7 protein-coding genes are annotated in these 15,926 nt (G+C 70.8%); all 7 read left to right on the forward strand.

What is annotated here, in order from left to right; translation table 11 throughout:
• Positions 1–341: 341 nt before the first annotated feature.
• Complete coding sequence (locus ALI22I_RS04195) at positions 342–1,139, forward strand: DUF692 domain-containing protein (RefSeq protein WP_077004268.1); 798 nt, start codon at positions 342–344, stop codon at positions 1,137–1,139.
• A complete protein-coding gene (locus ALI22I_RS04200; protein ID WP_077004229.1) occupies positions 1,136–1,480 on the forward strand; it encodes a hypothetical protein in 345 nt (114 codons plus the stop codon). The genes ALI22I_RS04195 and ALI22I_RS04200 overlap by 4 nt, the downstream gene beginning before the upstream one ends.
• A gap of 26 nt (positions 1,481–1,506) precedes the next feature.
• Positions 1,507–1,998 carry a hypothetical protein gene (locus ALI22I_RS04205; RefSeq protein WP_077004269.1) on the forward strand — a complete coding sequence of 164 codons (492 nt, stop codon included), beginning with the start codon at positions 1,507–1,509 and terminating at the stop codon, positions 1,996–1,998.
• Positions 1,999–2,191: 193 nt separating this feature from the next.
• On the forward strand, positions 2,192–5,413 hold the full coding sequence (locus tag ALI22I_RS04210) for a S8 family serine peptidase (protein WP_238598075.1): 3,222 nt from the start codon (positions 2,192–2,194) through the stop codon (positions 5,411–5,413).
• A 311-nt stretch (positions 5,414–5,724) separates the two neighbouring features.
• The gene (locus ALI22I_RS04215; protein ID WP_077004231.1) at positions 5,725–8,895 is read left to right on the forward strand and encodes a S8 family serine peptidase; all 3,171 of its coding nucleotides are present in this window, start codon (positions 5,725–5,727) and stop codon (positions 8,893–8,895) included.
• A gap of 250 nt (positions 8,896–9,145) precedes the next feature.
• Positions 9,146–12,379 carry a S8 family serine peptidase gene (locus ALI22I_RS04220; protein WP_443216889.1) on the forward strand — a complete coding sequence of 1,078 codons (3,234 nt, stop codon included), beginning with the start codon at positions 9,146–9,148 and terminating at the stop codon, positions 12,377–12,379.
• A 295-nt stretch (positions 12,380–12,674) separates the two neighbouring features.
• On the forward strand, positions 12,675–15,884 hold the full coding sequence (locus ALI22I_RS04225) for a S8 family serine peptidase (protein ID WP_238598077.1): 3,210 nt from the start codon (positions 12,675–12,677) through the stop codon (positions 15,882–15,884).
• The last annotated feature ends 42 nt before the right edge of the window (positions 15,885–15,926 follow it).

Genomic DNA, 15,926 nt, shown 5'->3' on the forward strand with positions numbered 1-15,926 from the left:
GGGGGGGGGGGGGGGGGGGGGGGGGGGGGGGGGGGGGGGGGGGGGGGGGGGGGGGGGGGTGGGGGGGGGGGGGGGGTGGCGGGTGCGGGGGGCGGGGCGGGGGCAGCTGGGGGGGGGGCGGCGGGGGGTGGTTGGGGGGTGGTGGCTCGGGGGGGGTGGGGGTCGTGGTGGATCGGTGGGGTTGGCGGGGGCTCCTCTTCGTTTCAACCGACGTTTCGGCTAAAAAATAACGGCGTTTCTGTAGGTTGTCGGGTCATGATCACCCGATCGTGTTGCGAGGTGCTGTGATCGGTAGATCAACGTGAAGATCAACGATAGCAGCGGGGAAGGTGGGTGACTCGGTGGAGAAGTTGGGTGTTGGTATCGGCTGGCGGCCGGAGATTGATCTCACTGTCGAGCGGCTGACTGGTGTGGATTTCGTGGAGGTCGTCGCGGAGAACCTGCACGTCGCGCACTTGCCGGAGTCCATCCTGCTGCTGCGTGAACGCGGCGTTCCGGTGCTTCCGCACGCGGTCTCGCTTTCGTTGGGTGGGGCGGAGCGGGTGGACGCCGAGAAGGTTGCGCACCTTGGCGCGCTCGCTGAAGCGCTCGATGCCCCGCTGGTCAGCGATCACGTCTGCTTCGTGCACGCGGGCGGGCTCGATTCCGGGCATCTCATGCCGCTCCCCCGCACCCGCGACGCGCTGGACGTCCTCGTCGCCAACGTCAAGGCCGCACAACGGGATCTACCGGTCCCGCTCGCGCTGGAGAACGTGGCGGCACTGCTGGAGTGGCCGGACGGTGAGCTGACCGAAGGCCAGTTCCTCGCCGAACTGGTCGACCGCACCGACTGCCACCTCCTCATCGACGTCGCCAACCTCTACGCCAACGCCCGCAACCTCGGCACCGACGTGGCCCGCTTCCTCGACGAAATCCCGCTGGAACGCCTCGCCTACGTCCACGTCGCGGGCGGCGAAGAGCACCAAGGCGTCTACCACGACACGCACGCCCACGCCGTGATCCCCGAAGTGCTGGACGTCCTCGCACAGCTGCGCGCCCGCGTCGACCCGCCGGGCGTGCTGCTGGAGCGCGACGACGACTACCCGGCCGACGCCGAACTGGCCGGCGAGTTGGCCGCGATCCGGGCGGTGTTGGGATGACCCAGCCCCAGCGCGACCGGCTGGGTGCGGCTCAGGCGGAGCTGTTGCGGGCGCTGCTGGCCGATGGCGCGACACCCAAGGGGTTCGACGAGGACCGGGTGCGTATTGAGAAACGCGCCCTGCTCAACAAACGGCGCGGAATCGTGGAGATGTTGCGCCCCGATGTGGCCGCCGAGCTGGGCGAGCGGTTCCGGTCATTGTTCGACGCCTACGCGAGGACCCACCCCAAAGAGGTCGGCACGCGCTTCCGCGAGGACGCCGCCCGGTTCGCCGAGTGGGCCGTCGCCAACAACCACCTGACCCCGCCGAAGAAGAAGCGTTGGTGGCAGCGGGCAACCTGATCGGGCCCTCGTTCCGTCCCGGGAGCATGTGGAGACGAACGTGGCCGTTGGGCGTGCTGTTGCTGGCCACGGCGTGCGGCGCGATGAACGCGGGTGACGGCGTGCAGTGCACGACGATCGGCACCCCCGTCGGTGTGAGCGTGGACGTGGCACACCCCGATGTGACTTCCGGGACGATCGAGGTTTGCTGGGACACCACCTGTGCAACCCCCACGCTGAAGCTGTACCCGTCGAGCGAGGTCGCCGCGACCACCTGCACCGGCACCGCCCCGGACGACTCGTGCAGCGCGAGCGTCGAGCCGACCGAAGGGACCAACGGGTTCGCAAGCCTCCCGGAGCTGCCCGCCAAGCCCGTCACGGCGACTCTGCGACTACTGGACCAATCCGGATCTGTGCTGGTGGACCGCAAGATTCCACTGAGCCCCGAGATGGTCTACCCGAACGGTCCGAACTGCCCAGCGGGTGGGCCGCAGGCAGGTATCTCAGTTGGTGCCGACGGCGCAGTCACCGAACGGTAGGTAACCGTTTACTCGGCTGAATTGGTCAAGAACGGACCGACCAATCAGCGGCTGTCCGCCTCCCCCGGACCCTCTAGCGTCGGTGGAGTCCAGGGCAACGTCGCTCCCGGTACATCCGCCGCAACCGCGGGTAGCCACGCCCTTCCGGCCGCGTCCCGCCATGCGCGGCACCTCACCGGGAGGTTCGACAGAGTTGAAGCGCAAACGCATGACGTGGGGGGCCGTGCTGGTCGCGGCCGGTCTCACCGCGAGCAGTCCGGGGGTGTCGGGAGCGGAGGACGTCCCGGCGACGCCAGGCGGTGAGCAGCACCACGAGGTCACCCTGATCACCGGCGACAAGGTGGTGCTGCTCGGCGACGAGGTGAACACCCTGATCGCCGCGCCGGGACGAGAACGCACGGTGTTCCACAGCTACCGGCGTGACGGGCACCTGCACGTCGTGCCGCGCGACGCGGCGAAAGCCGTCTCCCAGGGCCGGCTCGACCCCAGGTTGTTCGACGTCACCGGCCTGATCGAAGCCGGCTACGACGACGCCCGCCGCGACACCCTGCCGCTGATCGTGACCGGTGACGGGGAACCGGCGACAGCCGGTCTGCGCGTCGGCCAACCGTTACCCGCGGTCGGTTCGTACGCCGCTCAAGTGGTCAAGTCCGAGGCGACGGACACCTGGCGCACGCTCGTGTCGAGGGCGAGCGTGCGCAAGGTGTGGCTGGACGGGTTGCGCCAGCCGAGCTTGGACAGGTCCACCGCCCAGATCGGCGCGCCGACCGCGTGGCAGGCCGGGCACACCGGCAAGGGTGTGAAGGTGGCCGTGCTGGACACCGGCATCGACCAGGCCCACCCGGATCTGGCGGGCCACGAGGTCGCGGAGAAGAACTTCACCGACGACCCGGACAACACCGACGGCGTCGGCCACGGCACGCACGTCGCCGCGACCATCGCCGGTTCCGGCGCCAAGTACAAGGGCGTCGCGCCGGACGCGGATCTGTTGGACGCCAAGGTGTGCGTGTCCGCGGGCTGCCAGGAGTCGGCGATCGTGGCGGGTATGCAGTGGGCCGCCGAGCAGGGCGCGGACGTCATCAACCTGAGCCTGGGCGGCGGTGACACGGCCGAGATCGACCCGCTGGAGGAGGCGGTCAACACGCTGTCCGCGCAGACCGGCGTGCTGTTCGTGATCGCCGCGGGCAACAACTCCCGGCCGGAGACGATCAGCTCCCCCGGCAGCGCCGACGCCGCGCTGACCGTGGGCGCGGTGGACCGGCAGGACGGCATCGCGCCGTTCTCCAGCCGCGGGCCACGCGTGGGCGACGGCGCGGTCAAGCCGGACATCACCGCGCCGGGCGTGGACATCGTGGCCGCGAAGTCGAGCAGCGGCACCGTCGGCACGCCGGTCGGCGACGGTCACGTGGCCATGTCCGGCACGTCGATGGCCACCCCGCACGTGGCGGGCGCGGCGGCCGTGATCGCGCAGCAGCACCCGGACTGGTCGGGCGCGCAGATCAAGGCGGCGCTGGTGGCGTCGGCGAAGAACAACCCGGCGCTGACCGCGTTCGACCAGGGCGCGGGTCGGGTGGACCTGGCCGAGGCGATCACCACCACGGTCACCGCGGAGCCGGCCAGCCTGGCGATGGGCCTGCAGAAGTGGCCGCACAACGACGACACCCCGATCGCGAAGACGGTCACCTACCGCAACGACGGCACCGCGCCGATCACGCTGACGCTGAGCACCGACGTGAAGGGTCCCGACGGCGGCGGCACGCCCACCGGCCTGATCGGCGTGTCCCCGGCGAAGGTGACCGTCCCGGCCGGCGGTGAGGCGGCGGCCACGGTCACCGCGGACACCCGGCTCGGCTCGGCGGACGGTCTGTACGTCGGATCGGTGGTCGCCACCGGCGGGCCGACGCCGTTGCGCACCGCGCTCAGCGTGAACCGGGAGGTGGAGAGCTACGACGTGAAGTTCGACTTCCTGGACGGCTCGGGCGCGCCCGCGGCCGACTACTACACGTCGATCATCGGGCTGAGCAACAGCACGTTCGTCTTCCCCTACGACGCCGACGGCTCGTTCACCCTGCGGCTGCCCAAGGGCGACTACTTCACCAGCTCCGACGTGCAGACCGACAACACGGCGCTGGCGCTGCTGCCCCGGCCCGGTCTGACTGTCAACGCGGACACCACGGTGACGCTCGACGCCCGCACGGCCAAGCCGTTGAAGATCACCGCGCCGGACCCCGCTGCCGAGGAGGCGTTGGGCGATGTCACGGTGGTGCGCAACCACGGTGACCGGCAGGCCAGCGTGAGCACCGCGTTCCTCGGCGGGTTCGGCCCGGACGTGTCCATCGCGCACGTCGGCCCCGAACTGGCCGCCGGTGACGTGACCGCGTTGCTCGGCGCTCAGTTCCGCGCCGCGCCGGACGGCGACAAGCCGGTCACCTACCGGTTCGCCTGGTCGCAGCAGGGCAAGCTGCCGACCGGGTTCGTGCGCGAGCCGGCCGCGGCCGATCTGGCCGAGGTGCGCACGAAGTTCGGCCCAGGACCGACGGGTCGGAAGTTCGGCCACGGCGGCAACCCGATCACCGCGAGCGGCGTCGGCGGCTGGGCGTGGCTGCCGGACGTGACGTCGCCGGGTGAGGCGATCAGCCGGGTCACCACGGATCTGGCCTGGTCGTGGGGTTTCCTCCAGTTCGGCGCGGACGGCGCCGTCGAGACGACGCTGACCTCACCGGAGCGCACCTACCAGCGGGGCGGGTCGCACGACGAGCGGTTCAACGACCCGGTGTTCTCGCCCGCGCTGCCCGAGTCGAGGTCGCCGTACCTGGCGCGCAACGGTGACGACATCAGCTTCGCGTTGCCGCTGTTCACCGACCGGGCGGGCAACGGCGGCAACTCGGCGGTCTCCTCGGCCCGGACCGCGTTGCTGCGCAACGGAACCGTGGTCGGCGAGACGATGTACGCGGGCAACGGGCTGTTCGAGGTGCCTGCGGGCGCGGCGGCCTATCGGGTGGAGACCGACGCGGTGCGGGCGGCGGGCGCGTCGGAGTTCGCCACGAAGGTGAGCGCCGCGTGGACGTTCCGCTCCGACACGGCGACCGGCGACGAGTACGTGCCGCTGCCGTTGTCGGTGGTCCGGTTCACGCCGGAGCTGGACGCGGCGGGTTCGGCGCCGAAGGGCCGGGTGCTGCGCGTGCCGCTGACCGTGCAGCAGCAGGAGGGCGCGTCCAACGGGCGGGTGGACCGGATCGACGTCGAGGTGTCGTTCGACGATGGCACCACGTGGACGCCGGTGCCCGTGGCCGCCGGCGTGGCCACGATCGCCAACCCCGACGCGGCCGGGTACGGCTCGGTGCGGGTGAAGGCGACGGACAGCAACGGCAACGCCTTGGAGCACACCGTGATCCGGGCGTACAAGATCACCTGACCTGATGCCTGGCCGAGAGGGGCACCCGCGCGAAGCGGGTGTCCCTCTCCCGTTTCGCAAGATCACTTGAAGTGTCGGCGAGCAACGTCGGTTGCGCTACCCGGCCGTGCATAAGCACCACGTTGGGCCGCTGAATCCGCGCCCGGAGGTGGATAGCGTCCAGGTGTCGGGGGGCCGTCACTTCATGCTCACGCCGCTACTCCACCGTGCCTCCCGGCAGCGCGTTCCGCAGCGCGCACAACCAGATTCGGGAGGTATCTGCGTTGAATGCCAGAGCACGGAGGCGTGGAGTCGCGTGGGGGGCCGCGTTATTGGCGGCCGGACTCGCCACCGGCACCGCCACTGCCACGGCTACTGCGTCACCCGCACCACCGAGCCGCTCGGACGGCGACCGCCACACCGTCACCCTGATCACCGGTGACAAGGTCGTCGTCAGGGGCGACTCGCTCGTCTCCGTCACGCCGGGCCGGGACCGCAAGAACGTCTCGTTCCACCGCTTCCTGCGCAACGGCCACCTGCACGTCATCCCGCGCGACGCGGCCGGGCCGCTCGCCGACGGCAAGCTGGACCTGCGCCTGTTCGACGTCACCGGGCTCGTGGACGCGGGCTACGACGACGCCGGGCGCGACAACGTTCCGCTGATCATCACCGGCCAACCACAGGGCGTCCGGATCACCCGCGCGCTACCCACCATCGGAGCCGTCGCGGCACAAGCCGCCAAGTCCGACACGGCCTACGAATCCCTGCTCAACGACCCGAACGTGGACAAGATCTGGCTGGACGGCATCCGCCGCCCGAGCCTGGACCGCAGCACCGCCCAGATCGGCGCACCCACCGCCTGGCAGGCCGGGTACACCGGCCAGGGCGTGAAGGTGGCCGTGCTGGACACCGGTGTGGACCAGGGCCACCCGGACCTGGCGGGCCGGGAGGTCGCGGAGAAGAACTTCACCGACGACCCGGACAACACCGACGGCGTCGGCCACGGCACGCACGTCGCCGCCACAGTCGCCAGCTCCGGCGCGCAGTACCGGGGTGTCGCGCCGGACGCGCAGATCCTCGACGGCAAGGTCTGCGTCACCTACGGCTGCGCGGAATCGTGGATTCTCGACGGTATGCAGTGGGCCGCCGACCAGGGCGCCGACGTGGTGAACATGAGTCTCGGCGGCGCGGACACCCCGGAGGTCGACCCGCTGGAACAGGCCGTCGAGACGCTGTCCGCGCAGACCGGCACGCTGTTCGTCATCGCGGCGGGCAACTCCGGCTCGCCCGAGACGTTGAGCTCGCCGGCCAGTGCGGACGCCGCGCTCGCCGTGGGCGCGGTCGAACGGGACGAGAGCATCGCGTCCTTCTCCAGCCGTGGCCCGCGCGTCGGCGACGGCGCGCCCAGGCCGGACGTCACCGCGCCGGGTGTGGACATCGTCGCGGCCAAGTCCAGCACCGGCCAGATCGGCACGCCCGTCGGCGAGAACCACGTGGCGATCTCCGGCACGTCCATGGCCACGCCCCACACCGCAGGTGCGGCGGCGCTCATCGTGCAGCAGCACCCGGAGTGGACCGGCGCGCAGATCAAGGCCGCGCTCATGGCGTCGGCGAAGAACAACCCCGCGCTGACCGCGTTCGACCAGGGCACCGGCCGCGTCGACCTGGCGCGGGCCATCACCACCACGGTCACCGCCGACCCGCCGAGCCTGGCGTTGGGCTTCCAGCAGTGGCCGCACGACGACGACACCCCGGTCAGCAAGGAGTTCGCCGTCCGCAACGCCGGCGCGCAGCCGGTCACGCTCAACCTCACCATCGACGCCAAGGGCCCCGGTGGCGCGCCGGTGCCGGCCGGCGTGTTCACCGTCAGCCCCACCACGGTCACCGTGCCGGCGGGTGGTGAAGCCAAGGCCACCGTCACCGCCGACACCGGGGCGGCGGCGGTCGACGGCGCGTACAGCGGCACGGTCGTCGCCTCCGGTGGTGGCGTCGAGCTGCGCGTGCCGGTGGGCGTCAACCGCGAGGTCGAGAGCTACGACGTCACGTTCGACTTCGTGGACGCGGCCGGTCGGCCGTCGACCACGAACTTCGGGCTCATCATCGGCCTGGACAACGACAAGGTCGTGTTCCCGCGCAGTGCGGACGGCAAAGCCGTCGCCCGGCTGCCCAAGGGCCGGTACTTCGTCCACTCCGAGATCTTGACCGACGACGCCACCGCGGTGCTGCCGTACCCGAACCTGCACGTCACCGGCGACGCCACGGTCACCGTCGACGCCCGGGCGGCCAAGCCTGTGTCGATCAAGTTCCCGGACCCGGAGGCGGAGCCGGTGGTCGGCGACATCCTCATCAGCCGCAGCCTCGGGGGCGAGCTCGTGACCGCTGTCGGCTCGGCGTACGTCGGTGGTCTGGCCACCGTGTCGACCGCGCACCTCGGTCCCGAACTGCCCGCGGCCGACATGTCCGCCATGCTGGGAGAGCAGGCGTTCGGCACGCCGGTCGGCACGACCCCGGTGACGTACCGGTTCACGTGGGTGGGACGCGGCAAGGTGCCCACCGGGCTGGTCCGCGCGCCCACCAAGCGCGAGTTGGCCGAGGTGCGGTCGGACTTCGGTGCGGGCCCGGCGGGCAAGCGGTACGGCTACGCCGGCTACCCGATCACGCCCGAGGGCATCGGCGGACTCGGCGTGGACACCCCCGTGACCGCGCCGGGCAAGTCGATCGACTACGCCACCGCCGGGCCGAACCTGCGGTGGTTGTGGTCGCCCTCGCAGTTCCAGGGCGACGTGCTCGAAACCGAGTTCGGCTCACCACAGCGCACGCTCCAGGCGGGCCGCACGTACCGGGAGCGGTTCAACTACCCGGTGTTCGGGCCGAGCCTGCCCGCCACCGAGTTCCCGTACCTGGCCAGGCGGGGTGACGTGGTCGACTTCCGGCTACCGCTGTTCGGCGACCGGGAAGGCAACCGGGGCGCGTCGGCGACCGTGTCAGCCCGGACCACGTTGCTGCGCAACGGGGTCGAGGTGGCCGCGGCCGGCCAACCGGGTCGCGTGCAGGCCACCGTGCCGCCCGGCCCGGCCGACTTCCGACTGGAAACGGAAGCCGTACGCGCGCCGGGAGTCTCGGAGTTCACCACCAGGATCAGCGGTGCGTGGACGTTCCGCTCCGACACCGTGCCGGGTGACCGGTTCGCGCCGCTGCCGTTGACCGTGGTCCGGTTCACGCCGACCCTCGACGCCAACGGCGCCGCACCCGCCGGACGGGTGCTGCGCGTACCGCTCGTGGTCGAGCAGCAGGAGGGCGCGGACAACGGCCGGGTCGACCGGGTCCAGGTGGAAGTGTCCTTCGACGACGGCAAGACGTGGTCGAAGACGCCGATGGTCGGCCGCACCGCGTTCGTCCGCAACCCCACCACCGCCGGGCACGCCTCGCTGCGCGTCACAGGCTCCGACCGCAAGGGCAACACCTTCGAGCAGACCGTGATCCACGCCTACAAGATCGCCTGACCGGATGGGGTGCCCGCGTGCCGACGCGGGCACCCCATCCGCACCAACAACGCACCGACAGTAGCCGTCGCTTAACCCGTTCAGGTGAAGGAACTGCGCTCAAAGAGACGCTGACCTCACCCTGATGGCTGGATAGCGTCGAAGTCGTTGGGGGGCTTCGTCACTTCTGGTTCATCGCCGCCGCCGTGGGTCAGCGGTGCCTTCCGACTGCGCGTTTTCCACCGCGCACAACCAGATTCGGGAGGTATCCGTGTTGACCGCGAGTTCGAGTAGAGCCGCTTTAGCCGCCGTAGTCACGTTGGCCGCCGCCGTACTGACCGCCGCCACCGCCACGGGGGTGGCCGGCGCGGCGCCGAACGCACCGAACGCGGCGGGATCGACCGTCACCCTGATCACCGGTGACCAGGTCGTGCTCAACGGCGCCAGGTTCGGCTCGATCAAGGCCGGCCCCGGACGCGCGGACATCGGCTTCCACACGTTCCACCGCGACGGTCGGCTGCACGTCATCCCGCGTGACGCCGTCAAGGCGGTCGCGAACGGCAAACTGGACCTGCGGCTGTTCGACGTGACCGGGCTGGTCGAGGCCGGCTACGACGACGCCAAGCGCGACACCCTGCCGCTCGTCGTCACGCAGCACGGTCACGCGTCACTCCGGTCATCCGGGACCCAGGTCACGCGCGCGTTACCCGCCGTGAACGCGGTAGCCGCGCGGACCGCGAAAACCGAAGCCGCCACGGCGTTCCAGACCCTGCTGAACGACCCCGGCGTGAAGAAGGTCTGGCTCGACGGCGTGCGCCGCCCCAGTCTCGACCGCTCCACCGCCCAGATCGGTGCCCCCACCGCCTGGCAGGCCGGTTACACCGGCCAGGGCGTGAAGGTGGCCGTGCTGGACACCGGTGTGGACGACAAGCACCCCGACCTGGTCGGCAAGGAAATCGCCCAGCAGAACTTCACCACCGACCCGGACAGCGCCGACGTGGTCGGTCATGGCACCCACGTCGCCGCGACCATCGCCGGCTCCGACGCCAAGTACAAGGGCGTCGCGCCGGACGCGCAGATCCTCGACGGCAAGGTGTGCATCGACCAGGGCTGCGCGGAGTCCTCGATTCTCGGCGGCATGCAGTGGGCCGTCGACCAGGGCGCCGACGTGGTCAACCTCAGCCTCGGTGGCACCGACTCACCGGAGATCGACCCGCTGGAAGAAGCCGTCAACACCCTGTCCGCCCAGAGCGGCACCCTGTTCGTCATCGCGGCGGGCAACTCCGGCGGACCCGGCACGGTCGGTTCACCGGGCAGCGCGGACGCCGCGCTCACCGTCGGCGCGGTGAACCGGGACGACAGCATCGCGTCCTTCTCCAGCCGCGGTCCGCGCGTCGGCGACGGCGCCGTCAAGCCGGACATCACCGCACCCGGCGTGGACATCGTCGCGGCCAAGTCGAGCACCGGCCAGGTCGGCACCCCGGTCGACGACAACCACGTGGCGCTGTCCGGCACCTCGATGGCCACGCCGCACGTCGCGGGTGCGGCGGCACTGATCGCACAGCAGCACCCCGACTGGACCGGCGCGCAGATCAAGGCCGCGCTCATGGCGTCGGCGAAGAACAACCCCGCGCTAACCGCGTTCGACCAGGGCACCGGCCGCGTCGACCTGGCGAAGGCCATCACCACCACGGTCACCACCGAGCCCGCCAGCCTGGTCCTGGGCTTCCAGCAGTGGCCGCACGACGACGACACCCCGGTCACCAAGGAACTCACCTACCACAACAGCGGCACCGAGCCGGTCACGCTTCCGGTGTCCCTCGACGCCAAGGGCCCGGACGGCAAGCCCGCACCCGCAGGCATGTTCACCGTCAGCCCAGCGACCGTCACCATCCCCGCCGGCGGCGAAGCCAAGGTGACCGTCACCGCGAACACCAAGGCCGGCACGGTCGACGGCCTGTTCGCCGGAGCCGTGGTCGCCGGTGACGTCGTGCGCACGCCCGTGAGCGTCGACCGCGAGGTCGAGAGCTACGACATCACCGCGACCTTCCTCGACGCCAACGGCCAGGCGCCCACTCGGTACAGCGGCATGGTGATGGGCGTGGACAACAACACGTTCACGTTCCTCGAAGACACCGACAACAGCGCCACCACCCGGCTGCCCAAGGGCGAGTACATGGTCTACGCCGACATCGTGACCGGCGACCCGCAGGAAGGCCGGAACGCCGTGCTGGTGCAGCCCAGCCTCACCGTGACCGGCACGGCCGCGCTCACCTTCGACGCCCGCACCGCCCAATCGTTCAAGATCACCGCACCGGGTCCCGGCGCGGTGCCGGTGATCGCCGAGTTCAGCATCGTCCGCACCTACCAGGGCGCGAGCACCATGTTCGGGATGCCGTTCTTCGGCGGGTTCCCCGAGGGCATGACGCTCGGCCACGTCGGCCCGACCCTGCCGGAAGACGAGCTCGCCGTCCTGATCGCGTCCCAAGCGCAGGGCACGCCGATCGGCACGACCCCCGTCAACTACCGGTTCGCGTGGCTGGAGCACGGCCGGGTGCCCACCGGTTTCACCCGCACGCCCACCACGCGCGACCTGGCCGAGGTGCGGACGAAGATCGGTCCCGCTCCGGCCGGCCACGAGTTCATGCTCGGCGCCGCCCCGATCACCCCCGACGAGCGCTTCACCTGGGGTGCGCTGCTCCCCGTGCCGGGCGGCGACGAGGCGGTCGACTACGTCACCGCCGACGACGTCCGGTGGCACTGGTTGATGTCGCAGAGCGAGGGCATGTCCGGCAAGGCCGACTACTCGATCGACGAACGGTCCTACCTCAAGGGCCGCACCTACGAGGAGCGGTTCAACTTCCCGGTGTTCGGCCCCGGCCTGCCGGCGTCCCGGTACGAGTACCTGGGCCGGCTCGGCGACGTGATCCAGGTGTTCGTGCCGCTGGTGAACGACGGCGCGAACAACCTCGGCGGGTCCGCCTACTCCTCCGCCCGCACCACGCTCTACCGGGACGGGCAGAAGATCGGCGAGACCACGAACCCCGGCGGGCGGTTCACCGTGCCCGCCGGCGCGGCCGGCTACCGGGCCGAACTGGACTTCGTCCGCGCGCCGGGCGTCTCCGAGTTCACCTCACGCGTCACCGGCGCGTGGACGTTCCGCTCGGACACCGTTCCCGGTGAGCAGAGCCGCAAGCTGCCGATCTCGGTGGTCCGGTTCACGCCCGAGCTCGACGCCAACGGCGGCACCCGCGCCGGCCGCGTGCTGCGCATCCCGCTCACCGTGGCACAGCAGCAGGGCGCCGACAACGGACGCGTCCGCAAGGTCGAGATCGACGTGTCCTTCGACGACGGCAAGACGTGGTCCAAGGTGCCCGTCGTCGGCGGCGCGGCGTTCGTGCGCAACACCGCGCAGCCCGGTTACGCCTCACTGCGCGCGAAGGGCTCGGACAGCAAGGGCAACACGTTCGAGCACTCGGTGATCCGCGCTTACAAGATCGTGTGACGAGATGGGGCATTCGCTCACACGGATGCCCCATCTCGCCGATCAACGACGGTCAGTAACCGACGGATCGGCTATTCGGGTGGTCAACTCCCCACAAAGGGACGCTGACCTCACCCTGGCGGGTGGATAGCGTCGAAGTCGTTGGGGGGCCTCCGTTATTCCGGTTCACCGCCGCGACCGTGAGTCCGCGGTGCCTTCCGACTGCGCGTTTCCACAGCGCGACAACCAGATTCGGGAGGTATCTGTGTTGACGGCAAGATCAAGAAAACGCGGGATCACCTGGGGAGCCGCCGCCGTGGCGGCAGTACTCGCCGCCGGCGCGGCATCGGGGGTTTCCACCGCCGCGCCGGACGCACCGCAGCGGCAGGACGGCACCGGTGTCGGACCGACCGTCACCCTGATCACCGGTGACCGGGTGGTGCTCACCGGCGCCACGTCCGGCTCGATCAAGGCCGGCCCCGGACGCGAAGGCGTCCGCTTCCACAAGTTCCACCGGGACGGCGACCTGTACGTCATCCCGAGCGACGCGGTGAGCGCCGTCGCCAAGGGCAAACTCGACCTGCGCCTGTTCGACGTCACCGGGCTGGTGGAATCCGGCTACGACGACGCCAAGCGCGACACCCTGCCGCTCATCGTGACCCAGCAGGGCAACGCGCAGGTGAGGGCCGCCGGCACGCACGTCACGCGCGAGTTGCCCGCCGTGAACGCGGTGGCCGCGCGGACCGCGAAAACCGAAGCCGCCACGGCGTTCCATGCCCTGGTGAACGACCCCGGCGTGAAGAAGGTCTGGCTCGACGGCCTGCGCCAGCCGAGCCTCGACCGCTCCACCGCGCAGATCGGCGCACCCACCGCCTGGCAGGCCGGCTACACCGGTCAGGGCGTCAAGGTCGCCGTGCTCGACGGCGGCGTGGACGGCGCGCACCCCGACCTCGCGGGCAAGGAGGTCGCCGAGCAGAACTTCACCGAGGACCCCGACGCCACCGACGTGGACGGCCACGGCACGCACGTCGCCTCCACCATCGCCAGCGCCGGGGCCAAGTACAAGGGCGTCGCGCCGGACGCGCAGATCCTCGACGGCAAGGTGTGCATCCTCTACGGCTGCGCGGAGTCCTGGATCCTCGGCGGCATGCAGTGGGCCGTCGAACAAGGCGCCGACGTGGTCAACCTCAGCCTCGGTGGCAGCGACTCCCCCGAGATCGACCCGCTGGAAGAAGCCGTCAACACCCTGTCCGCCCAGAGCGGCACCCTGTTCGTGATCGCGGCGGGCAACTCCGGCCGTCCCGGCACGGTCGGCTCGCCCGGTAGCGCGGACGCCGCGCTCACCGTCGGCGCGGTGAACCGGGACGACAGCATCGCGTTCTTCTCCAGCCGCGGCCCGAGGATCGGCGACGGCGCGGTCAAGCCCGACGTCACCGCACCCGGCGTGGACATCGTCGCGGCGAAGGCCGCCACCGGCAGCATCGGCACGCCCGTGGACGAGAACCACGTGGCGCTGTCCGGCACGTCCATGGCGACCCCGCACGTCGCGGGCGCGGCGGCGCTCATCGCGCAGCAGCACCCCGACTGGACCGGCACGCAGATCAAGGCCGCGCTCATGGCCTCCGCCAAGTCGAACCCGGCGCTGACCGCGTTCGACCAGGGCACCGGCCGCGTCGACCTGGGCAAGGCCATCACCACCACGGTCACCACCGAGCCCGCCAGCCTGGCGATGGGCCTCCAGAAGTGGCCGCACACCGACGACACCCCGGTCACCAAGGAGTTGACCTACCACAACAGCGGCACCGAGCCGGTCACGCTTCCGGTGTCCCTCGACGCCAAGGGCCCGGACGGCAAGCCCGCACCCGCGGGCATGTTCACCGTCAGCCCAGCGACCGTCACCATCCCCGCCGGCGGCGAAGCCAAGGTGGCCATCACCGCGGACACCAAGGCCGGCACGACGGACGGCGTGTTCTCCGGCGTCGTCGTCGCCGGCGACACCCTGCGCACGCCGGTGAGCGTCGACCGCGAGGTCGAGAGCTACGACATCACCGCGAACTTCCTCGACGCCAACGGCCAGGCGCCCTTCTTCTACAGCGGTGTCGTGATGGGCGTGGACAACAACACGTTCACGTTCCTCGAAGACACCGACAACAGCGCCACCACCCGGCTGCCCAAGGGCGAGTACATGGTCTACGCCGATGTCCTGACCGGCGACGAGACCGACTTCCAGATCACCGTGCTGGCGCAGCCGAAGCTGACCGTCACCCAGGACGCCACCCTGACGTTCGACGCCCGCACCGCCGCACCGGTCAAGATCACCGCACCTGACCCGGACGCGGTGGCGGTGATCGGCGACATCGGCCTCAACCGCACGTCCGGGGACCGGCCGATCGGCTTCGGCGTGGCGTTCCTCGACGGGTTCCCCGACAGCCTGACGGTCGGCCACCTCGGCCCGACGCTGCCCGCGGACCAGTTCAACGTCGTGATCGGGACCCAGCTCGAAGGCAAGCCGATCGGCGAGACCCCGGTGAACTACCGGTTCGCGTGGATCGAGTACGGCAAGGTGCCCACCGGCTTCACCCGTGCGCCCGCCAAGGGCGACCTGGCCGAGGTGCGGACGAAGTTCGGCCCCGGCCCGGCCGCGGACGAGTTCGTCCACGGCGGCAACCCCGTCGGACCGGACGGCTCCGGCGGCTGGGCCGTGCTGTTCCCGGTGCGGCCGGGCGGTGAGGCGGTCGACCGCGTGACCGTCGCCGACGGCGTCAAGTGGAGCTGGTCACTGCTCCAGATCCAGGGCGAGTTCGACATCGTCTCGAACCTGACGACGCCGGACCGGGCTTACCGGGCCGGTGGCCGGGCCGAGGAGCGGATCAACTTCCCGGTGTTCGGCCCCGGCCTGCCGCCGTCCCGGTTCGAGTACCTGAGCCGGACCGGTGACCTGATCCAGGTGAACGTGCCGTTGCTCACCGACGCCGCGAACAACCTCGGCGGGTCCGCCTACTCCTCCGCCCGCACCACGCTGTACCGGGACGGGCAGAAGATCGACGAGACCACGACGCCGTACGGGGAGTTCACCGTGCCTGGCGGCGCGGCCCGCTACCGGGCCGAGGTGGACTTCGTCCGGAAGCCGGGCATCTCCGACTTCTCGTCCCGGGTGAGCGGCACGTGGACGTTCCGCTCGGACACCGCGCCCGCGGACCAGAGCCGCAAGCTGCCGATCTCGGTGGTCCGGTTCACGCCCAAGCTCGACGCCAACGGCGGCACCCCCGCCGGCCGCGTGCTGCGCATCCCGCTCACCGTGGCACAGCAGCAGGGCGCCGACAACGGACGCGTCCGCAAGGTCGAGATCGACGTGTCCTTCGACGACGGCAAGACGTGGTCCAAGGTGCCCGTCGTCGGCGGCGCGGCGTTCGTGCGCAACACCGGCGAGCCGGGCGGCTACGCCTCACTGCGCGCGAAGGGCTCGGACAGCAAGGGCAACACGTTCGAGCACTCGGTGATCCGCGCTTACCAGCTCACGAAGTAGCGGACCGACGAGGAGGGGCGTCCACAGTGGACGGACGCCCCT

Origin of the sequence: Saccharothrix sp. ALI-22-I (assembly GCF_001984175.1) — a bacterium.
Lineage (GTDB): Bacteria > Actinomycetota > Actinomycetes > Mycobacteriales > Pseudonocardiaceae > Actinosynnema.

Coding starts and splice junctions, on each gene's coding strand:
- ALI22I_RS04205 (WP_077004269.1), top strand. CDS start 1,507: ATGTGGAGACGAACGTGGCCGTTGGGCGTGCTGTTGCTGGCCACGGCG.
- ALI22I_RS04200 (WP_077004229.1), top strand. CDS start 1,136: ATGACCCAGCCCCAGCGCGACCGGCTGGGTGCGGCTCAGGCGGAGCTG.